The organism is Pseudomonas agarici, from assembly GCF_900109755.1.
Taxonomy (GTDB): Bacteria; Pseudomonadota; Gammaproteobacteria; order Pseudomonadales; family Pseudomonadaceae; genus Aquipseudomonas; species Aquipseudomonas agarici.
Window position 1 is genome coordinate 100,029 of the sequence record NZ_FOAR01000014.1, and the last position, 19,996, is coordinate 120,024.

The window sequence follows — 19,996 nt, forward strand, 5'->3', positions numbered from 1 at the left end:
AAATCAATCGAACAGACAAAACGCTCACACCCAGCCTCTCCCCGACAGAAACAAGCCTGACTCTACAGCGAACAAGCTTGCCCATCACAGCAACGACCGGCGATTGAAATGCCGCAGGCGCAACCCCAACAACAGCAACGTGCCAAAGTAGGCTATCACCCCGGCCGCCACCAATGCGCCCAGGCGCAGGAAGCGTTCAAGCATATGCCCCTGATCCCAGCTCGGCATCCAGTGCATCAAGCCCAGTAATACCACCGACATTACGCCGACAGCGACCAGCAACTTCAGCAGATACGCCGCCCAACCCGGTTGTGGCATGAACAGCTTCTGCTTGCGCAACTGCCAGAACAGCAGACCGGCATTGATGCAAGCACCCCCACTGATGGCCAAGGCCAGCCCGGCATGGGCCAGTGGCCCGATAAAGACCAGGTTGAGCAACTGCGTGACGACCAGGGTAAAAATCGCGATTTTTACCGGTGTGCGAATGTTCTGCTGCGCGTAAAAACCCGGTGCCAGCACCTTGATCATGATGATCCCGAGCAGGCCGATCGAATAAGCAATCAGTGCCCGCTGGGTCATGGACGCGTCGAAAGCACTGAACTGACCGTACTGGAACAGTGAAACGGTCAGGGGTTCGGAGAGCACCGCCAATGCCAGGGAGCACGGTAGCACCAGCAGACAGCACAGTCGCAGCCCCCAATCGAGAATGCGTGAGTACTCGTGGCGATCCTGGCTGGCGTAGGTCTTGGACAGGATCGGCAGCAGGATGGTCCCCAGAGCCACACCCAGCACGCCGGACGGCAGCTCCATCAAGCGGTCGGCATAATACATCCAGGACACCGAACCCGCCATCAGGAACGAGGCGAAGATGGTATTGATGATCAACGAGATCTGACTGACCGATACCCCGAGAATGGCCGGCAACATCTGCTTCATAACGCGCCAGACCCCGGTATCGCGCAAGCTCAGGCGTGGCAGTACCAGCATGCCGATTTTCTTCAGGTGCGGCAGTTGGTAGAGCAATTGCGCCAGGCCGCCCGCCAGAACCGCCCACCCCAGCGCCATCACCGGCGGGTCGAAATACGGCGTCAAGCACAACGCAAAGATGATCATGCTGACATTCAGCAGGGTCGGCACGAACGCCGGGACCGAGAAGCGGTTCCAGGTATTGAGGATCGCACCGGCCAGGGACGACAGCGAAATCAGCAATATATAGGGAAAGGTCACCCGCAGAAGATCCGCGGTCAGCTTGAACTTCTCGGGCGTATCGGTGAAGCCGGGCGCGGTCGCCCAGATGACCCAGGGCGCAGCAACCATCCCGAGCACCGTCACCAGAGCCAGGACCAAAGTCAGCATGCCGCTCACATAGGCAATGAAGGTGCGTGTCGCCTCTTCGCCCTGCTGGCTCTTGTATTCCGCCAGGATCGGCACGAATGCCTGGGAGAAAGCCCCCTCGGCAAAAATTCGCCGCAGCAGGTTGGGCAACTTAAAGGCAATAAAAAAGGCATCGGTGGCCATGCCGGCACCGAAGGCGCGCGCGATGATGGTATCGCGAACAAACCCCAGAACCCGGGAAATCATCGTGATAGAGCTAACGGCGGCCAACGACTTGAGCAAATTCATTGAGAGATTGTGTGCCTTTGGGTAAAGAACAGGCGAATAAAGCGCCCAGCTATGCGATACTCCGCGCCGCAACAGCACAGAGCCAAAACTCGCGAGTTTACAGGTCATACGCCGGAAAGAAATATCCCGTCACCAGCCCTTGTGAAAACGTAGCGAGCGAAGGCAAGACAAGGCAAAAACAAGCCTGGGGTCCTACCCGACTTAGGGATCTGCATGAGCATTCCGAGCTTGTTTTTGACGCAGTATTGTCGGCGCGGTCGTTTTCACGAAAACTGCATCGACCACTCAGCGGAACGCATTGCCTGCCCTTGACAAGACTTCAACTCATCGGCATGATTCGCGGCCTATTTTGTTTGCTATTTCCTAAAAAGTCTTTCGAGGAGCTCGACGGTGGCCAACTCACCTTCCGCCAAAAAACGTGCAAAACAGGCTGAGAAGCGTCGCAGCCACAACGCCAGCCTGCGTTCCATGGTTCGTACCTACATCAAGAACGTAGTGAAAGCCATCGACGCAAAAGACGCTGCTAAAGCTCAAGCTGCCTATGTTCTGGCTGTTCCTGTTATCGACCGCATGGCCGATAAAGGTATCATCCACAAGAACAAGGCCGCTCGCCATAAAGGTCGCCTGAATGGCCATATCAAGGCCCTGAACCTTGCTGCCGCAGCCTAAGCGACACGCTTGTTAAAAAACCGACCCCAGGGTCGGTTTTTTATTGCCCGGAATATTTACCCTGAATGGCGATGCAGAACACTACAACCTGTCTTCCCGCGCCCATGGGCGACGCGGGAGCCAGCGGCGAAATCAGGGGTTCTGCGGCCAAGGTAGAATCGGAATGGCCGTCACTGCATTCTGCGGACTGCCTTCGATCAAGCGATCGCTATAGACCAGATACACCAGCGTATTGCGCTTCTTATCGAGGAAGCGCACCACCTGCATGGTCTTGAACACCAGCGACGTGCGCTCCTTGAACACCTCATCACCCTCCTTCAACTCACCACTGAAGCGAATTGGTCCAACCTGGCGACAGGCAATCGAAGCCTCGGCACGATCCTCCGCCAAGCCCAGACCACCCTTCAGGCCACCCGTCTTGGCCCGAGACAAATAGCACGTCACCCCTTCGACCTTCGGATCATCGAACGCCTCGACCACAATCCGGTCATTCGGACCGACAAACTTGAACACCGTGGACACTCGACCGATCTCTTCAGCCGACACCAACAACGGCGTCACCAGGAACAACCCCAATAACCCTTTCACCCACTTCATGCCCTTCTCCTTCGAGCCCATTACACTAGAATCAGATTATCGCGATGAACCAGCTCAGGCTCTGCCATATAACCCAGCAAACCGACAATCGCATCCGATGACTGACCAATGATCTTCTGCGCCTCTAAAGCGCTGTAGTTGGCGAGCCCACGGGCAATCTCACGACCATCCGGTGCCACGCACACCACCATTTCGCCACGCCGGAAGCTCCCCTGCACCCGTTTCACCCCTACCGGCAGCAAGCTCTTATGATCACGCACCAGGGCATTGACCGCCCCATCATCCAGCACCAGCGTGCCACGGGTCTGAAGATGCCCGGCCAGCCATTGCTTGCGTGCGGCCAGCATGCCGCGCTCGGGCGACAACAAGGTACCGATACGCTCGCCCGCCTTCAGGCGATCCAGCACCCGCTCCAGGCGACCGCCAACGATGATCGTATGCGCACCGGAGCGCGCCGCCAGCCGTGCCGCACGTAGCTTGGTCTGCATACCACCGCGCCCCAAGGCGCCACCGGTACCGCCCGCCACCGCATCCAGCGCCGGATCATCGGCACGCGCCTCGTAGATCAGTTGGGCATCGGGATTGTGGCGCGGATCGGCGTCGAACATGCCGTCGCGATCCGTCAGGATCACCAGCAGGTCCGCTTCCACCAGATTGGCAACCAGCGCCGCCAGGGTATCGTTGTCGCCGAAACGGATTTCATCGGTGACCACGGTGTCATTCTCGTTGATCACTGGGATCACCTTGAGCTCCACCAGGGCTCGCAACGTACTGCGTGCATTGAGGTAACGCTTGCGATCGGACAGGTCGTCGTGGGTCAGCAGAATCTGCGCGGTATGGCGACCATGCTCGGCAAAGCTCGACTCCCAAGCCTGCACCAGCCCCATCTGACCAATGGCTGCTGCGGCCTGTAACTCATGCATGGCACTCGGTCGCACCGTCCAGCCAAGCCGGCTCATGCCTGCCGCCACCGCGCCGGACGACACCAGCACCAGCTCCACGCCCGCCTCGTGCAAGGCCACCATTTGCTCGACCCAGACCCCCATTGCCGCGCGATCCAGCCCCTTGCCGTCCGCCGTCAGCAACGCGCTGCCGATCTTCACAACCCAACGCCGCGCACCTGTCACCTTGCTCCGCATGATCTTCCAACCTTAGCTTGCGAGCAGCGCGACCGAGCACCACCCACGCAATTATGTGATTGACGTTTACCGATACAGTATTCGCACGAACAGTCGGCCAGCGCAGGCCGGACACGACAAAAACAAGCGAGGAACGACCGGGATCGTGCCCAACTACTGGGATCTACACGAGCGTTCCGAGACTGTCTTTAACGCCGCATGGCCGAGCGCCGCCACTTTTCGCACGGATACTAAAACGCCGCTTCAGTGAGCGGCGTACTAGTTTACCGAAGGAATCAGTCGCGGACGTAAATGATTTCCGGACCATCCTCGTCATCGACATCTTCTTCATCCCAATCATCGTCACCGATATCATGGACGCTCTTGACGCCACTGCGGCGCAAGGCGCGCTGGTCGTCCAGGGCCTGCAACTGGGCACGCGCCTCATCTTCGATGCGCTGGTCGAGGTCGCGCAACTCTTCGGCATAGGCCGGATCGTTGGCCAGGCGGTCGAGACGATCTTCCAGGTAACGCATGATATCGCGAGTCAGGCGCTCGGTCCCTTCCTTGGCAATCGCCGAGATCACATAGACCGGGCCGGTCCACTGCAGGCGCTCGACCACTTCCTTGACCCGCTGCTCATGTTCTTCTTCGAGAATCTGGTCGCATTTGTTCAGCACCAGCCAGCGATCACGCTCCGCCAGCGACGGACTGAAACGAGTCAGCTCGTTGACGATCACTTCGGCGGCGTCCGGCGCACTGCTGTCATCCAGCGGCGCCATGTCGACGAGGTGCAGCAACAGCCGGGTACGCGCCAGGTGCTTGAGGAAGCGAATCCCCAGGCCAGCACCTTGCGAAGCACCTTCGATCAGCCCCGGAATGTCGGCAATGACAAAGCTTTTCCAGCGATCGACACTGACCACCCCCAAGTTCGGCACCAACGTAGTGAACGGATAATCGGCCACCTTCGGTTTGGCGGCCGAGACCGAGCGGATAAAGGTACTTTTACCCGCATTCGGCAAGCCCAACAGACCGACATCAGCCAGCACCTTCATTTCCAGCTTGAGGTCACGCTGCTCGCCCGGTTTGCCGGGCGTGGTCTGGCGCGGCGCCCGGTTGGTACTGGATTTGAAGCGGGTGTTGCCCAGGCCATGCCAGCCACCATGAACCACCAACAGACGCTGACCGGCCTTGACCAAGTCACCGATAACTTCCTGGGTGGCGGAATCGATCACCGTGGTGCCGACCGGCACGCGCAGCTCCAGATCCTCACCTTTCTTGCCGGTGCAATCGGTGCTGCCGCCATTGGAACCGCGCTCAGCATCGAAGTGCCGGGTGTAGCGGTAGTCCACCAGAGTATTGAGGTTTTCGTCGGCGACCATGTAGATCGAGCCGCCATCACCGCCATCACCGCCGTTGGGACCACCGTTCTCGATGAATTTTTCCCGGCGAAAGCTCATACAACCGTTGCCGCCGTCACCAGCCTTTACGCGAATCGATACTTCATCAACGAACTTCATAACACATGCCTCTCGTCACCGGGACGAGCCGAATAACCACAAATATCAAGTATAAGACTCTTGCAAAGATGAGCGCGGCAACTCAGGCCTTGCCCGAAACCTGCCTGCGCGGCGAGCTTTCGAACAAACCCGCTCAACCACCGAAAAATCCAGCGCCGACAGCCCATACAAACAGCTTTGCAAGAGACTCACCCTACAAACGAAAAAGCCCCGTCGCAAGACGGGGCTTCTCCAGCATCCTCGCGATTAAGCCGCGACAACGCTCACGTAACGACGATTGAAAGCGCCTTTTACTTCAAACTTGATCACACCTTCGACTTTAGCGAAGAGAGTGTGGTCCTTACCCATGCCAACGCCGTAACCGGCGTGGAACTGGGTGCCGCGCTGACGCACGATGATGTTGCCCGCTTTGATAGCCTGGCCGCCATACATCTTCACGCCAAGGCGTTTAGCTTCTGAGTCGCGACCGTTACGGGTACTACCACCCGCTTTTTTGTGTGCCATGAGTTCAATTCTCCAAAAAGGGGATTAGGCTGAAATTAAGCCTGAATACCGGTGATTTTGATCTCGGTGTACCACTGACGGTGGCCCATACGCTTCATGTGATGCTTACGACGACGGAACTTGATGATGCGGACTTTATCGTGACGACCTTGGGAGATCACTTCAGCCACAACGGTAGCGCCTGCAACAACTGGAGCGCCGATGTTCACGTCATCGCCATTGGCGACCAACAGAACGCGATCAAAGGTAACGGATTCGCCGGTGGCGATTTCCAGTTTTTCGATCTTCAGGTATTCACCTGGAGCGACTTTGTACTGCTTGCCGCCGGTAACGATTACTGCGTAAGACATGGTATTTCTCCGATAATCCTGCTCACCCAGCGCTTTATAGGTAAAGGTAGTGGCTGGCATGGCTGCAGGGGGCTGGAACGGCCCCGGTGCAATTGCGTAAGGCAGGTGCTGCCCAGGAAGTTCAGGGTGCGCGATTGTACGCAAGCTGCCCGATCCTTGCAAGTGCAGACCAGGCGTCGTGAACGCGTGGCGAGCGAAGGGAAGACCGGGGAAAAAAGCGGGCGAGGACGCGTAGTTTAGTGGTCTAAATGAGCAGTGCGAGCCTGCTTTTGCCGCACGATTATCGAGCGCGGCGGCTTGCACTGAGCCTGGCGGCGCCTTGACAGGCCGGGACCCCCGCCCTAGCATGCCGCGCAACCCTTCTGGAGCGACTCTCGCTGATGCAACCCCAAGCATTCTACCGCACGGTGGCGGACGATTTTAGCGCCGTCGACGGCATCATCAAGAAGCAGCTGACTTCTCGGGTGCCGCTGGTCTCGAAAATCGGCGACTACATCACCTCGGCCGGGGGCAAACGCCTGCGTCCTTTATTAGTGTTGCTGTGCGGCAAGGCCCTGGGTCGAGAAGGCGATGACCTACGCCTGCTGGCGGCGACCATCGAGTTCCTGCACACCGCCACCCTGTTGCATGACGATGTGGTCGACATGTCCGGCATGCGCCGTGGCCGCTCCACCGCCAACGCCATGTGGGGCAACGCCCCCAGCGTGCTGGTGGGCGACTTCCTGTATTCGCGCTCCTTCGAGATGATGGTCGAACTGGGCTCGATGCCGGTCATGAAGATCCTCGCCCAAGCCACGCGTATCATCGCCGAAGGCGAAGTGCTGCAGTTGTCCAAGGTGCGTGACGCCAGTACCACCGAAGAAACCTACATGGAAGTTATCCGCGGTAAGACCGCGATGCTCTTCGAAGCCTCCACCCACAGTGCCGCCGCCCTGTGCCAGGCCACGGAGGAACAAGCCGAAGCCCTGCGCACCTTCGGCGACCACCTGGGCATAGCCTTCCAGTTGGTCGACGACCTGCTGGACTACAAAGGCGATGCCCAGACCCTGGGCAAGAACGTCGGTGACGACCTCGCCGAAGGCAAGCCGACCCTGCCGCTGATCTATACCATGCGCGAAGGGACACCGGAGCAGGCCACCCTGGTACGCCAGGCGATCCAGAAAGGCGGGATCGAGGACCTGGAAAGCATTCGCGCCGCTGTTGAAGCCTCGGGTTCGCTGGAATACACCGCGCAACTGGCCCGTGACTACGTCGCACGCGCAATCGCTTGTCTGGAAGTCTTGCCAGCCAGCGAGTATCGCGATGCGCTGGTAGAACTGAGTGAATTCGCGGTCGCCCGTACTCACTGATCGCGGCGGTCTGTGGGAGCGGCCAATCGACGTCCGATTGCCCGCTTCGCTTCTGGCGTCCTTGAGACCCCTTCACAGCCAAGCCGCAATGCCGGACCGGCCCGCCCACAACGCTCCTTCTCAGGCAAAACCCTATATAATGTGCGTTTTTAGCCTTCCTGAACCTGAGGAGCCTTAGTGAGCACGTTGCCAGCCTGCCCGAAATGCAATAGCGAATTCACCTACGAAGACGGTACCCAACTGGTCTGCCCGGAATGCGCCCATGAATGGTCCGCTACCGACGAAGCCGGGACGGCGGCCGCTGACAGCGTGAAAAAAGATGCCGTGGGCAACGTCCTGCAAGATGGCGATACCATCACTGTGATCAAAGACCTTAAAGTCAAGGGCACCTCCCTGGTAGTCAAGGTCGGGACCAAGGTCAAGAACATCCGCCTGTGCGACGGCGATCACGATATCGACTGTAAGATCGACGGCATCGGACCCATGAAGCTGAAATCAGAGTTCGTCAAAAAGGTCTGAACAAACACGGCATCTCCCCTGAGAGCCAGCTCCCACGGGAATCACAGCGCACCCCTACGCTTGACGCCAGACAACTCATCCACAGAAAAACCGGGAATTCGCTAATAGGTACTTGTCATTTGTTGAATAAGAACTATTCTCATTGATACCCATCAAGGAGATGAGACCATGACTTATTTGATCGATGCTTGGCTGGACCGCCCACACCCTTATCTGCGCATCCTGCATCGGGAAACCGGTGAAGTTTGTGCAGTCCTGGAAGAAGAAGCCCTGAATGAACTACAGGACCAGGGTGACCTGGATGTCAGCAGCCTGAGCTCCAGTGAGCCGTTGGTGCTCAAAGAACTGGTGCGCAGTCTGTTTCTATTCTGTTATGCCCGGGCCTTGCGCCCGACGGGAGACCTGAACAGCAAGCTGCAGGTGTGACAACGATGCCTGTGCCGGTGCGATTCCCGTGGGAGCAGGACCTGGTGGCCCTCAAGGGTGCCAGAAGCTTCGCGGGCAAGCCGCAATGCCGGAGCACCTGCTCCTACAGGGCCGTAACTTGTTACAGAACGTCGAGCAACTCGACGTCGAACACCAGAACGCTGTGCGGCGGAATGCTGCCAACGCCTTGAGCGCCGTAGGCCAATTCACTCGGCACATACAGGCGCCATTTGCTGCCGGTATTCATCAGTTGCAGGGCTTCGGTCCAACCGGCAATCACGCCGCCTACCGGGAACTCGGCCGGCTGGCTACGCTCGTAGGAACTGTCGAACACGGTGCCGTCGATCAGAGTGCCGTGGTAGTGCGTGCGAACCGTGTCTTCACGGGATGGCTTGGCGCCTTCGCCTTGGGTCAGCACCTCGAACTGCAAGCCCGATGCCAGGGTAGTGATGCCCTCACGCTTGGCGTTTTCAGCCAGGAATGCCAAGCCGGTCGCAGCCGCGGCTTCAGCCTTGGTGGCGGCCTCGGCCTGCATGACTTCACGGATAACCTTGAAGCTGGCGGACAGTTCATCCTGGCCCACACGGCTAGGCTTACCACCGAATGCGTCAGTCAGGCCGGCCAGGATTGCATCGAGACTCACGCCCGGTGGCGGGTTGTCACGCAGTTGGTCGCCCAACTGACGGCCAATACCGTAGCTGACGCGGGTTTCGTCGGTGGACAGATTTACTTCGGACATTTCACTGCTCCGCTATGGGTCTGCTTTGGAAAACACCCTGAAACATGGCATTTCCCTCGCGCCCGGAACCAAAAAGGGCAAGCAGACTAGCACAGAAGCGTCCAGCGTTAGCAGCCTCGCCAACCAAAATGGCAGAAGGCGATGGCACCCGCATGCGCCCCTCGACACCGGCAGGCACTCCACACATTTCGTCGTGTACCGGACCCACTGAAACGGCAGCGTTGGCATCAGCACAAGGCGAAAACGATACCGCCCATGCGTTTCACAACACACGGGCGGCACGAGAGACTACAAAGCGCGCTGATCAGTACTTGGTCAACTTGTCCAGGTAACCCATCGCAAAGGCCGAGACCACAAAGGTCATATGGATGATCACATACCACTGCAAGTGCACCGGATCGATGTTCTTGGCGTCCATGAATACCCGCAGCAGATGAATCGAGGAAATTGCCACGATGGAAGCCGCCACCTTCATTTTCAACGAAGTGGAATCCATCTTGCCCAGCCAACTGAGCTTCTCCTTGTCTTCGTCGATATCCAGTTGGGAAACGAAGTTCTCGTAGCCGGAGATCATCACCATCACCAGCAACCCGCCCACCAACGCCATGTCGATCAGCGACAGCAGCACCAGGATCAAGTCGGCCTCGGCCATGGCGAACACGTTGGGGATGACGTGAAGCACCTCCTGGAAAAATTTCAGCGCCAATGCCAGCAATCCTAAGGACAACCCGAAGTAGATCGGCGCCAGGAGCCAGCGCGAGGCATACATTGCATTTTCGATAAACCGTTCCATGAATCTCACATATCGCCTGAAAATGGCGACGAGTATACCAGCCGTGAAACTCGAGGGAAAAAAGCACGCGGCAACTGCCTCGTTCAACAGAGTGAGCGCTCTACAACGGCGATTTTCTGCTAGTGTCGACATCAACGACCTCGCGCATGCACTGTGGACAGGAAAATTCAACAATGGATTTGCGACGCCCCCTGGGTTGCCTCGGACTCTCGGTAGCTCTGCTGATAAGCGGCTGCTCCCCCAACGATAAACAGCAACAGATCAGTCTCGAGGAAAAAACCGCACAATTCGAAAAAACCCTCGACGCAATCCAAGACCCCAAGCTCAAGGACGCCGTCGCAGACCTCGGCGGCTCATTGCTGCTGCTCGAACGCGCCCGAGCGCGCCTGCAGAACAAGCCGATCGAGACCCAGTACAGCGACGATGCCCTGGCGCTGCTTAAGCACTATCCCACTCCGCAGGCCTTGGCCGACACCTATATCAACGGGTTGTTCGTGCTGCGCAAGGACTCCAGCTCCGACTACCTGACTGACCTGCAGCCGATCTTCCCGTTCAGTTTCAACTATCCCGCGGGGTTCCCCTTCCCCCATGCGTTGGAATGGCAGTCGGTAACCTTAAGTAACAAGCAGGTCGTTCCCTTCCAACCAGAATGGTCGGAAACCGATCCCGGCATTCAGTTGAGCCCGTCCAGCGCCAACGTGACCAATCCGGACGAGCTGACGGTGACCTACCCTTACATCGATGGAGTAGAAGTCGAAAATCGCAACCAACCCCAGCCATTGACCCTGCACGGCAAGATCGAAGTGATTGCGCCTCGCAAGGTCTTTACCTTCAACCTGACCCGCCAAGACATCGGCAAACAACAGAACAATGAAAACATCAATCTGACCCTGGTCTCCCTTGACCGGAACAATGCTGAGATCGAACTACGCAATAGCGCGTCGCAAGCCGCGCCGGTCGGCGATACCCCGCTGAACTCACTGATCGTCCAGGCCAAGGACAGCACCGGACAGCTCCTGGCGCGCTCGGGGGCCATCAATGAAAACGCCGCGCAGATCGCGTTCTACCAGCAGCAGTTGGATGAAATGCTCAAGCAGAAAAGTTGGAGCGACGCATTCGAGCAGAAACTCGACAATCAGCGAAAAGACTTCGAGGCCAAGCAGAGCAGCCATTACATCCGTGTGTACTTCAATGGCATCGTTGACACGCTGGAAATCAGCGTGCTGGATTTCTCCGGCGCCACCGTCAACCGCAAGGAGTTAGACCTTCCGATACGCCAGTTCGACAACACCACCCGCCAGGAAATTCGCCCACTGCCGATGCCAGTAGTGGTGTACGACGACCAGGCGACCCACTACCTCAAGGGCGCCAACCTCGACGCCGAACACCTGAAAAAAAGCATCAGCATCAGCCAGTCAGTGGACGACGCCAGTGCCGCGCGCATTGAGTTCTACCATCCGAAGACCTTCAACGACGAGCTGCTCGGTACCTCTTTCAGTCCTGGCGACAGCCCCGTAACGTTCTTTGCCGAAGACGAACAGGGAAAACGCGGTAAACCGCTGGAACTGTCCAGGGAAGCGTTCGAGGTCAATCCACTGGAAAGCACCATCACCTACGACCTCAACCTATTCCCGGACACGCCGGCCTATGCTGTCGGTTCGATACCGCTGTTTCTCGCCGAGGTCCAGAAAAACACCCTGGACGCTCGCCAGCTTCCCAAAGGCCTGGAACTCAAGGGCAACGCGCTGGTGGTCGAGCAGAAGCTGTTCCCGGTCGAATCCTGGCGCTTTTATGCCAAGGACGACAGCGGCAACTACCTGAAGGAAATACTCGCCACCCGCCACAATGAGAAAGCCGACTCGCCGCCGCTGTATGAAGTGCACTACTTCTACGGCCAACCGACACATCTGGAAAGCTACCAGCGCACGAACCTGAAGACCATCGAGTACGGTTTCGAAGTCAAGCTCGACAAGGCGCGCAGCAACGAACCTGCCGAGTAGTGCCTCAGTGCAGTTCGCAGCCGCCGGGATGTCGACCGCGCTTGCCGTTGATCTGCCGTAGCTGGGCCTGCAGATGCAGGCGCCAAATCTGCGGTTCCTCGGCCAACTGGTAGCCGTGCAGAGTCAGACTTTCGACAATCGAGTCGAGGATCGATTCAGCGACGAAGGGGCCATGGAAAGGCCCCTGGGACTTGATCGCGGAAGGTTGCTCACCGGCCATTCCAGCGGCGAACAAGAGAGTCCACATACCATTATCACCGGCGAGCGGGCGGATAACGCATTCGATACGGGTGACCAGACCCAGGCATTGGCGGGTAAGACAAAGGCTGCGCGACATGGCGGCGACCCTCGGTAAGTCCTGTCTTCAGCCTCCTGCGGGAAGCTGTATCGTTCCAGTGACTACAGTGGATGTCCCTGCCCAGAGAATAGAATAAATCCACCGCACACAGAGTGTTGGAGGACCAACGGACGCAAAAGTTCTGATCATGGAAAACAACTTCAGGCGCAGCGTGCGGGAGCTGGCTTGCCAGCAAAGCTTTTTTGGCGGCTTTAAGGGCTCTTTCGTCGGCCAGCCTACCCCACGAAAGAGCCTACTCTCACAGTCTATGCAGGCCGTTAGCCGTCAGGACGCTTTGACCTGCGCCAGCGCCTGCTCGGCGGCCTCCTTGTCGGCTTCCCTAAGGTCGTCTTCGCCGATCATTTCGGCGATCACCCGCAGACGCTCCACTACCCTTGCATTGACACTGCCCTGCGGGAACTGGCCGTCGGCATCCGGCTCGCCGGCGGGCTCGCCCACCAGTAGGCTCAGCGCCTCGTCGGCCTGACGTACCGCATACACATGGAATTGTCCGGCGCGCACGGCGTGCAGAACCTTCTCATCAAGCATCAGCGTGGCGACGTTGGCCTGCGGGATGATCGCCCCCTGCTCGCCGGTCAGGCCACGGGCTTCACAGAGCCGGAAGAAGCCCTCGATCTTCTCGTTGACCCCGCCGACCGCCTGCACTTCCCCGAACTGGTTGATCGAGCCGGTAATGGCGAAGCATTGTTTGAGCGGAGTTTTCGACAAGGCCGAAATCAGCGTGCAGGCCTCACCGAGAGAGGCGCTGTCGCCGTCAACATAACCGTAGGACTGCTCCAGGGCGATACTCGCGCAGATCGCCAGGGGAAACTCCTGGGCATAACGACTGCCCAAGTAGCCAGTGAGGATCATCACGCCCTTGGAGTGAATCGGCTGCCCGAGATTGACTTCGCGCTCGATGTCGACGATCCCGCTGCCACCCGGATACACCGTGGCGGAAATCCGCGCCGTTACGCCAAACGCCGAATCGCCGACTTCCAGCACCGTCAAGCCGTTGCACTTACCGACCGCAGCACCGGCAGTATCGATCAGGATGATCCCCGCCAGCATATCGTCGAGAATCCGCGCCGAAACCCGGCCGGTACGCGTGGCCTTGGCCTTGAGCGCCCGTTCGATATGACCGGCATCGGTCCGCTCGTCGCCAGCCAGGTGACGGATGAAATCCGCTTCGCTGACCAGTTGGAACAGATCGCCGATCCGCGCCGACAGACGCCCCTGATGCTCGGCCAGGCGCGCACTGTAGGTCGCCAGCCGGGCTACCGCATCGGCGGTCAAGGGGGCCATGCCTTCCTCCGAGGTACGGGTCTTGAGCAACTGGGCGAACTGCTCCAGGCTTTCATCGACCATCGGGATGTCTTCGTCGAAGTCCACCAGCACCCTGAACATTTCCTGGAAGTCCGGATCCAGGTCCTGCAGGGTGTAGTACAACTGTCGCGCGCCGATGATGATGACCTTGACCTGCAATGGCATCATCTGCGGCGTCAGGGTCACGGTCGCCAGACGCCCCAACTCGCCCAGCGGCGACTCCATCTTCAACTTGCGCGACTGTAAGGCGCGCTTGAGTGCATCCCAGACGAACGGCTCGCTAAGCATCTTCTCCGCTTCGAGGATCAGGAAACCACCGTTGGCGCGATGCAGCGCACCCGGACGCAATTGCCGGTAGGTGGTGTACAGCGCCCCCTGATCGGTGCTGTATTCGATACGACCGAACAGATTATCGTAGGTCGGGTGCGGCTCGAACACCACCGGCGCACCGCCGCTGGCCGGATGGCCGACCACCAGGCTCGGCGCGTACTGCTCTTCCAGCACCTTGCGGGCCACGGCGTCGGTCTTGCTGTCGTCCACCAATTGCTCGACCACGGTCTTGAGCAGGTTGACCTGCATCGCTTGCAGGTAACCGCAGACTGCCGCGTTCTCGGCATATTTCTCCGACAGCGGCGCGAGCAAAGGCTGTAAGGCCAGGGTAATGGTTTCTTCGTTCAACTGGCGTAACTGATTGCTCGATTCGCGCTTCCATTGCGGCAGGCTCGCGAGCTCTTCGTTGAGACGCTCTTCGAGGTCGGCGATATCGGTATGGAAACGCTCGCGCTCGGCCTCCGGCAATTGGGCGAACTCCGCCTCGTCGAGGGCTTTGCCGTCACTCATCGGGGTAAAGGCGATATTGCTGCTGTCGCGATACAGGGCGACTTCCTTTTCCAGCGCCAGGCGTTCGATCACATCCAGGGCACGGTCATAACGCTGGTTGAACGCACGGTCGATGGCACTTTTCTTCTGCTGGTAGGACGGATGCTCGAACACTGCCGGAAACGTCGCCAGCAGATTGTCGATCAGACCGTTGATATCGCTGATGAACGCGCCGGCCTCGCCTGCGGGCAACTCCAGCGCCCGTGGCTCGCGCGGCTCATCGAAATTATTGACGTAGACCCAATCCGAGGGGGTCTGCAGGCGTTTGCCTTCCGCCTTCAGGTAGCGTTTGACGAAGGAAAAACGCCCGGTACCAGGCTCTCCCATGACAAACACGTTGTAACCGGGGCGTGGCATCGCCACCCCAAACTGCAACGCTTCGACCGCGCGTTCCTGGCCAAGCACACCGCGAAAGGGCTCCAGATCATTGGTGGTAGAGAAGCTGAACTGTTCAGCGGAGAAAGGGCGAGTCAGCGCTTCGGGCGCTAGACGCAGGCTGGCAGCAACAGAATCAGGCATCGGGCTTCCTTACATCAGGCGGGGCAGATAACGGCATTCTGGCGCTGGCCGTACCCGACTGGCAAGGCAAGCGACAGGTGATTCCGCACAACGGGACAAAAGCCCTGGAAACAGGGCTGCAACACGATGTCTATCTTATTCACCCGGGGAAAAAACACGGAACCCTCGGATCGTGCCTAAACTCCAATGTGCACGGCTGGACTGATAACCGGCCCACCGGCGCTCTCACAGGCCGGACACCCTTGTCCATTGGTATGCACATAAAGAGAATAAAGCTATGAAACGGATTCTTCTCGGTACTCTCTTCACCGTTGTCTCCTTCCAGGCCATGGCCCAGGCGCCAGGCGGCCCGGATTGCGGTTGGGGCAACATGCTGTTCAAAGGTCAACGTGGCACCCCGGCACACTTCCTGGCCTCCACCACCAACGGCACTTCAGGTAACGCCACCTTCGGGATGACGTCCGGCACCAACGGCTGTACCACCAAAGACGCCCTGACCTACGGCGGCAAATCCTGGATTGCCATGAATGGCATGATGAACGAGCTGTCCGAAGACATGGCCAAGGGTCAGGGCGAGGCACTGACCACCTATGCCGTGGTCCTGGGTGTGGCGCCGCAAGACCGCGCCCATTTCGCGGCCGTGACCCACGAGCACTTCCAGCAGATCTTCAGCCAGGCTGACGTGACCGCCGACGACGTGCATACCAATACCCTGGCCGTACTCAAGAGCGATCCGCGCCTGGCCAAATACGCGCCTCAGGCCTAACCGCACCCCGCCCGCTCCTCCTGGAGCGGGCACTCCCTGCCCGACCCTCGTTCGTCTGACAACAGTTGCCCATCATGCTCAAACGCCTTGCCTACCTGGCGCTCAGTGTCTGCGCCCCGCTCCAAGCCGCCACGCACCTCGATGATCAACGTTTGCAACAACTGGCCAACGACCCCTTCTGGATCTCCCTGGGCCATTACGAAAGTGCCAAGCTGGGTGGCTGGCGCAGCTATGTGAGCGATAAGAAATTCTTCCTCGCCGCCGACGGTGCCCATCACCCGGACGCGGAACTGAAGGCCACCGTCGCGGCGTTATACGCCCCGGCCAGCGCCGGTAACCAACACGCCCAATGCGTCTATCCAGCGCGCAGCCGCTGGCTCAAGGCGCAACTGCAACTGAGCGATCTACCGGCTGTGGACTGCTCCGACTTCAACCAATGGTTCAAGGACGTCTCGCCCCACAGTACGGTGATGATCTTTCCGGCGGCCTACCTGAACAGCCCCTCGTCGATGTTCGGCCATACCCTGCTGCGTATCGACCAGGAAGATGTCCAGCGCGACCAGACCGCGCTGCTCAGTTATGCGATCAACTTCGGTGCCTATATCGAAGGCTCGGACAACAGCATCCTGTATGCCTGGAAAGGCCTGATGGGTGGCTATCCGGGACTGTTCGCCCTGGTGCCCTACCAGGAAAAACTCGCCGAGTACCGCAGCCTGGAAAACCGCGATCTCTGGGAGTACCGATTGAACCTGACGCCGGCAGAAACCCAACGCATGGTCGAGCACGTCTGGGAGCTGAAGCAGATCCAGTTCGATTACTTCTTCTTCGACGAAAACTGCTCCTATCGCCTCCTGGAGTTGTTGCAAGTCGCCCGACCGAGCCTGCGCCTGACCGGGCAGTTCCCGCTGACGGCCATCCCCACCGACACGGTGAAGGCAGTCAAGGCCGCCGGCCTGGTGGAAAAGATCGACTATCGTCCCTCCCGCGAGCGTGAATTGCTGGAACGGGCCAAACCGCTGAGTGCCGATGAGCAGCAGTGGGTACTCAAAGCCAGCGCGGATCAGAAAGTCCTCCAGGACCCACTTTTCAAGGCCCAGCCCAGGGCTCGCCAGGCGCTGATCGTCGACGCCGCCTATCGCCTCGAACGCTACCGGGCCAACGGCCTGGAGCGCGATCCGGTGCGCTCGCAACGCAGCTTCGAACTACTCCGGGCGATCAACCAAAATCCCGCGCCAGAACTGCGGATCACACCGCCAGGATTGCCGGAAAACGGCCATGAGTCGCGCACCTGGCAGGCCGCAATCGGCTCTCGCGGCGACAAGGCCTTCGCCGAGTACGGCCTGCGCATGGCCTACCACGACTTGAACGACAACGCCGAGGGCTTCCCGCTCGGCGCTCAGATCGAAATCCTGCAGATGAAACTACGCCAGTACGAAAGCAACCACTGGCAGTTGCAGCAACTGGACCTGGCGACCATTCGCTCGCTGACACCGCGCAACACGCTGCTGCAACCCTGGTCCTGGCAAGTGACCGGTGGCCTGGAACGGGTGCCCGGCAAACACGACGACCAGACCCTGGTCAGCCATGTCAATGGCGGAGCCGGTGGCACCTGGCAGTTGAGCGACCAATTGCTCGGCTTTGCCCTCGGCACCGTGCGCGTCGAACACAACGCCGATTTCGCCGCGTTCGTCTCGCCGGCCAGCGGGTTCAATACCGGCCTGTTGTGGAAAAACCCGCTGGGCAACCTGAGCCTGGAGGCCAAGGGCGACTACTTCACCAATGGCGAGGTGCGGCGCAGCCTGAGCCTGAACCAACAATGGCAACTGTCGCGCAACCTCGGCCTGCGCCTGAGTGCCGAGCGCGAGTTCAGCAAACTGGCGACGCCAGAGAACGAGGTGAAGCTGGAAGTGAAGTGGTATCACTATTGAGCCGGGCCTGAAGGCAGGTGGGCGCTATTCACACCGCCCGCACGCACCGGCGAGCGGGCGGTCGGTCAGACTGCAGATCGTTCTTAGCTGACAGGCATGAGCCCCGAAGGGCTGCGCTTTTCAACCTCGACCCGATCAGGCCAGTTTCTTGTGTCGTACCCGATGCGGCTGGGCCGCCGCGTCGCCGAGACGTTTCTTACGATCCGCTTCGTATTCGCTGTAGTTACCTTCGAAGAACACTGCTTGCGAGTCGTCTTCGTAGGCCAGGATGTGCGTCGCCACACGGTCCAGGAACCACCGATCGTGGGAGATCACGATGGCCGCACCCGGGAAGTCCAGCAGTGCCTCCTCCAGGGAACGCAGGGTTTCAACATCGAGGTCGTTGGAGGGTTCGTCGAGCAGCAGAACGTTGCCGCCTTCTTTCAGCGTCAGGGCCAGGTGCAGGCGGCCACGTTCACCACCGGACAGGTCCTTGACGAACTTCTGCTGGTCGCCGCCCTTGAAGTTGAAACGCCCGACATAGGTGCGCGACGGAATCTCGTAGTTGCCGATGCGGATCTGGTCGGAACCGTCGGAAATCTGCTGGAACACCGTCTTGCTGCCGTCGAGGTCGTCACGGCTCTGGTCCACGCAGGCCAGTTGCACGGTCTCGCCGATCTCGATACTGCCCGAGTCCGGGGTTTCCTTGCCCATTAGCATGCGGAACAGTGTGGACTTACCGGCACCGTTACCACCGATCACGCCGACAATCGCGCCCTTGGGCATGCTGAACGACAAGTTGTCGATCAACACGCGGTCGCCATAACCTTTGCTGACGTTCTTGAATTCGATGACCTTGTCGCCCAGGCGCGGACCGGCCGGGATGCAGATCTCGTTGGTCTCGCTGCGCTTCTGGAATTCCTGCGATTGCATCTCTTCGAAGCGTTGCAGACGGGCCTTGGATTTCGACTGGCGAGCCTTGGCGCCTTTGCGTACCCACTCCAGCTCTTCCTTCATGGCCTTTTCATGGGCCGACTGCTGCTTGGACTCCTGGGCCAGACGATCGGACTTGGCCTGCAGCCAGCCCGAATAGTTGCCTTCGTAGGGAATACCCGCGCCACGGTCGAGCTCGAGGATCCAGCCGGCGACGTTGTCGAGGAAGTAACGGTCGTGGGTGATGGCGACCACGGTGCCTGGGAAGTCGTGCAGGAAGTGCTCCAGCCAGGCCACGGAATCAGCATCCAGGTGGTTGGTCGGTTCGTCGAGCAGCAGCATGTCGGGAGCCGACAGCAGCAGGCGGCACAGCGCCACGCGGCGTTTTTCACCACCCGAAAGGTGTTCGACCCTGGCATCCCAGGCCGGCAGGCGCAGCGCATCGGCGGCGACTTCCAGTTGGCGTTCCAGGTTGTGACCGTCGCTGGCCTGCAGGATCGCCTCAAGCTTGGCCTGTTCGGCGGCCAGCTTGTCGAAGTCGGCATCCGGATCGGCGTAGGCGGCATAGACTTCGTCCAGGCGCGCCTGGGCGTCCTTGATCACGCTGACCGCTTCCTCGACCACTTCACGCACAGTCTTGCTCGGATCCAGCTGCGGTTCCTGCGGCAAGTAGCCGACATTCAGCTCCGGCATCGGTCGCGCTTCCCCGTCGAACTCGGTATCGACGCCGGCCATGATTTTCAACAGAGTGGATTTACCCGAACCATTCAGGCCAAGCACGCCGATCTTGGCGCCTGGGAAAAAAGACAAGGAGATATTTTTCAGGATTTCCCGCTTCGGCGGAACAACTTTGCTCAGCCGATGCATGGTGAAGACGTATTGAGCCATGGAGAACCTAGCGTCAGTGACTGTTGAATAAGGGCGCGAGCCTAGCTCGGACAAGGCGGGATCGTGCGGCATGCGTCATGCCTGGCCAACGCGACGCCAATCCCAGCCTCAATGAGGAGCGCAAACCTCCCGCGTAACCAGCAAAGCTACCTGAATGCGTGAAACAGGGCAAACCGCTCGGCCGAACAGCACTGGCACTTTGCCACAAGTCAAGGCATGCTAGGCGCCCTTCGG

At 59.3% G+C, this 19,996-nt stretch carries 18 protein-coding genes; 7 read left to right on the forward strand and 11 right to left on the reverse strand.

What is annotated here, in order from left to right; genetic code table 11:
• Positions 1-84: 84 nt before the first annotated feature.
• Positions 85-1,623, reverse strand: coding sequence for a murein biosynthesis integral membrane protein MurJ (murJ, locus tag BMX68_RS14570; protein ID WP_017132826.1), 1,539 nt, complete (start codon positions 1,621-1,623; stop codon positions 85-87).
• A 390-nt stretch (positions 1,624-2,013) separates the two neighbouring features.
• Between murJ and rpsT the strand changes: the two genes are divergently transcribed.
• A complete protein-coding gene (rpsT, locus tag BMX68_RS14580; RefSeq protein WP_017123459.1) occupies positions 2,014-2,292 on the forward strand; it encodes a 30S ribosomal protein S20 in 279 nt (92 codons plus the stop codon).
• 132 nt (positions 2,293-2,424) lie between these two features.
• Here rpsT and BMX68_RS14585 read toward each other — a convergent pair whose 3' ends face one another.
• The 5 genes from BMX68_RS14585 to rplU form a co-directional block, all read right to left on the reverse strand.
• Positions 2,425-2,889: a CreA family protein gene (locus BMX68_RS14585; protein ID WP_017132825.1), complete on the reverse strand. Its 465-nt coding sequence runs from the start codon at positions 2,887-2,889 to the stop codon at positions 2,425-2,427.
• A 20-nt stretch (positions 2,890-2,909) separates the two neighbouring features.
• Positions 2,910-4,028 (reverse strand): glutamate 5-kinase, encoded by a 1,119-nt coding sequence (proB, locus tag BMX68_RS14590; protein WP_017132824.1) that lies wholly within the window; start codon positions 4,026-4,028, stop codon positions 2,910-2,912.
• A gap of 275 nt (positions 4,029-4,303) precedes the next feature.
• Positions 4,304-5,527: an Obg family GTPase CgtA gene (gene cgtA / locus BMX68_RS14595; RefSeq protein WP_017132823.1), complete on the reverse strand. Its 1,224-nt coding sequence runs from the start codon at positions 5,525-5,527 to the stop codon at positions 4,304-4,306.
• 246 nt (positions 5,528-5,773) lie between these two features.
• Positions 5,774-6,031 (reverse strand): 50S ribosomal protein L27, encoded by a 258-nt coding sequence (rpmA, locus tag BMX68_RS14600; RefSeq protein ID WP_017132822.1) that lies wholly within the window; start codon positions 6,029-6,031, stop codon positions 5,774-5,776.
• Between the two features lie 35 nt (positions 6,032-6,066).
• The gene (gene rplU / locus BMX68_RS14605) at positions 6,067-6,381 is read right to left on the reverse strand and encodes a 50S ribosomal protein L21 (RefSeq protein WP_003176051.1); all 315 of its coding nucleotides are present in this window, start codon (positions 6,379-6,381) and stop codon (positions 6,067-6,069) included.
• A 380-nt stretch (positions 6,382-6,761) separates the two neighbouring features.
• On the opposite strand from rplU, the gene BMX68_RS14610 reads away from it, so the two are divergent.
• From BMX68_RS14610 to BMX68_RS14620, 3 genes are all read left to right on the forward strand, one after another.
• Positions 6,762-7,730, forward strand: coding sequence for a polyprenyl synthetase family protein (locus tag BMX68_RS14610; RefSeq protein ID WP_017132821.1), 969 nt, complete (start codon positions 6,762-6,764; stop codon positions 7,728-7,730).
• A 177-nt stretch (positions 7,731-7,907) separates the two neighbouring features.
• Positions 7,908-8,249, forward strand: coding sequence for a zinc ribbon domain-containing protein YjdM (locus tag BMX68_RS14615; protein ID WP_017132820.1), 342 nt, complete (start codon positions 7,908-7,910; stop codon positions 8,247-8,249).
• Positions 8,250-8,417: 168 nt separating this feature from the next.
• Entirely contained in the window at positions 8,418-8,675 is a 258-nt protein-coding gene (locus BMX68_RS14620) for a PA4570 family protein (RefSeq protein WP_017132819.1), read from the forward strand.
• Positions 8,676-8,796: 121 nt separating this feature from the next.
• Here the strand turns inward: BMX68_RS14620 and bamJ are convergent, their stop codons facing one another.
• Together bamJ and BMX68_RS14630 are read right to left on the reverse strand one after the other, a co-directional pair.
• Positions 8,797-9,414 carry a BamJ family beta-barrel-assembly machinery protein gene (gene bamJ / locus BMX68_RS14625; protein ID WP_017132818.1) on the reverse strand — a complete coding sequence of 206 codons (618 nt, stop codon included), beginning with the start codon at positions 9,412-9,414 and terminating at the stop codon, positions 8,797-8,799.
• A gap of 304 nt (positions 9,415-9,718) precedes the next feature.
• Positions 9,719-10,207 carry a TIGR00645 family protein gene (locus tag BMX68_RS14630; protein WP_017132817.1) on the reverse strand — a complete coding sequence of 163 codons (489 nt, stop codon included), beginning with the start codon at positions 10,205-10,207 and terminating at the stop codon, positions 9,719-9,721.
• 173 nt (positions 10,208-10,380) lie between these two features.
• Here BMX68_RS14630 and BMX68_RS14635 point away from each other — a divergent pair, with 173 nt between their 5' ends.
• On the forward strand, positions 10,381-12,207 hold the full coding sequence (locus BMX68_RS14635) for a hypothetical protein (RefSeq protein WP_017132816.1): 1,827 nt from the start codon (positions 10,381-10,383) through the stop codon (positions 12,205-12,207).
• A gap of 4 nt (positions 12,208-12,211) precedes the next feature.
• Here the strand turns inward: BMX68_RS14635 and BMX68_RS14640 are convergent, their stop codons facing one another.
• Both BMX68_RS14640 and BMX68_RS14645 read right to left on the reverse strand, forming a co-directional pair.
• Positions 12,212-12,544: a PA4575 family protein gene (locus tag BMX68_RS14640; RefSeq protein ID WP_017132815.1), complete on the reverse strand. Its 333-nt coding sequence runs from the start codon at positions 12,542-12,544 to the stop codon at positions 12,212-12,214.
• Positions 12,545-12,829: 285 nt separating this feature from the next.
• Positions 12,830-15,268 (reverse strand): Lon protease family protein, encoded by a 2,439-nt coding sequence (locus BMX68_RS14645; RefSeq protein WP_017132814.1) that lies wholly within the window; start codon positions 15,266-15,268, stop codon positions 12,830-12,832.
• Positions 15,269-15,545: 277 nt separating this feature from the next.
• On the opposite strand from BMX68_RS14645, the gene BMX68_RS14650 reads away from it, so the two are divergent.
• Entirely contained in the window at positions 15,546-16,034 is a 489-nt protein-coding gene (locus BMX68_RS14650; RefSeq protein WP_017132813.1) for a DUF3015 domain-containing protein, read from the forward strand.
• A 74-nt stretch (positions 16,035-16,108) separates the two neighbouring features.
• Positions 16,109-17,962, forward strand: coding sequence for an Lnb N-terminal periplasmic domain-containing protein (locus BMX68_RS14655; RefSeq protein ID WP_017132812.1), 1,854 nt, complete (start codon positions 16,109-16,111; stop codon positions 17,960-17,962).
• Positions 17,963-18,097: 135 nt separating this feature from the next.
• Here BMX68_RS14655 and ettA read toward each other — a convergent pair whose 3' ends face one another.
• Positions 18,098-19,762: an energy-dependent translational throttle protein EttA gene (gene ettA, locus BMX68_RS14660; RefSeq protein ID WP_017132811.1), complete on the reverse strand. Its 1,665-nt coding sequence runs from the start codon at positions 19,760-19,762 to the stop codon at positions 18,098-18,100.
• Positions 19,763-19,996: the final 234 nt, after the last annotated feature.

What these genes read in the sequence shown, in the direction of transcription:
- murJ (WP_017132826.1), bottom strand. Translation starts at nt 1,623, where the DNA reads ATGAATTTGCTCAAGTCGTTGGCCGCCGTTAGCTCTATCACGATGATT.
- BMX68_RS14585 (WP_017132825.1), bottom strand. Translation starts at nt 2,889, where the DNA reads ATGAAGTGGGTGAAAGGGTTATTGGGGTTGTTCCTGGTGACGCCGTTG.
- proB (WP_017132824.1), bottom strand. Translation starts at nt 4,028, where the DNA reads ATGCGGAGCAAGGTGACAGGTGCGCGGCGTTGGGTTGTGAAGATCGGC.
- cgtA (WP_017132823.1), bottom strand. Translation starts at nt 5,527, where the DNA reads ATGAAGTTCGTTGATGAAGTATCGATTCGCGTAAAGGCTGGTGACGGC.
- rpmA (WP_017132822.1), bottom strand. Translation starts at nt 6,031, where the DNA reads ATGGCACACAAAAAAGCGGGTGGTAGTACCCGTAACGGTCGCGACTCA.
- rplU (WP_003176051.1), bottom strand. Translation starts at nt 6,381, where the DNA reads ATGTCTTACGCAGTAATCGTTACCGGCGGCAAGCAGTACAAAGTCGCT.
- BMX68_RS14610 (WP_017132821.1), top strand. Translation starts at nt 6,762, where the DNA reads ATGCAACCCCAAGCATTCTACCGCACGGTGGCGGACGATTTTAGCGCC.
- BMX68_RS14620 (WP_017132819.1), top strand. Translation starts at nt 8,418, where the DNA reads ATGACTTATTTGATCGATGCTTGGCTGGACCGCCCACACCCTTATCTG.
- bamJ (WP_017132818.1), bottom strand. Translation starts at nt 9,414, where the DNA reads ATGTCCGAAGTAAATCTGTCCACCGACGAAACCCGCGTCAGCTACGGT.
- BMX68_RS14630 (WP_017132817.1), bottom strand. Translation starts at nt 10,207, where the DNA reads ATGGAACGGTTTATCGAAAATGCAATGTATGCCTCGCGCTGGCTCCTG.
- BMX68_RS14635 (WP_017132816.1), top strand. Translation starts at nt 10,381, where the DNA reads ATGGATTTGCGACGCCCCCTGGGTTGCCTCGGACTCTCGGTAGCTCTG.
- BMX68_RS14640 (WP_017132815.1), bottom strand. Translation starts at nt 12,544, where the DNA reads ATGTCGCGCAGCCTTTGTCTTACCCGCCAATGCCTGGGTCTGGTCACC.
- BMX68_RS14645 (WP_017132814.1), bottom strand. Translation starts at nt 15,268, where the DNA reads ATGCCTGATTCTGTTGCTGCCAGCCTGCGTCTAGCGCCCGAAGCGCTG.
- BMX68_RS14650 (WP_017132813.1), top strand. Translation starts at nt 15,546, where the DNA reads ATGAAACGGATTCTTCTCGGTACTCTCTTCACCGTTGTCTCCTTCCAG.
- BMX68_RS14655 (WP_017132812.1), top strand. Translation starts at nt 16,109, where the DNA reads ATGCTCAAACGCCTTGCCTACCTGGCGCTCAGTGTCTGCGCCCCGCTC.
- ettA (WP_017132811.1), bottom strand. Translation starts at nt 19,762, where the DNA reads ATGGCTCAATACGTCTTCACCATGCATCGGCTGAGCAAAGTTGTTCCG.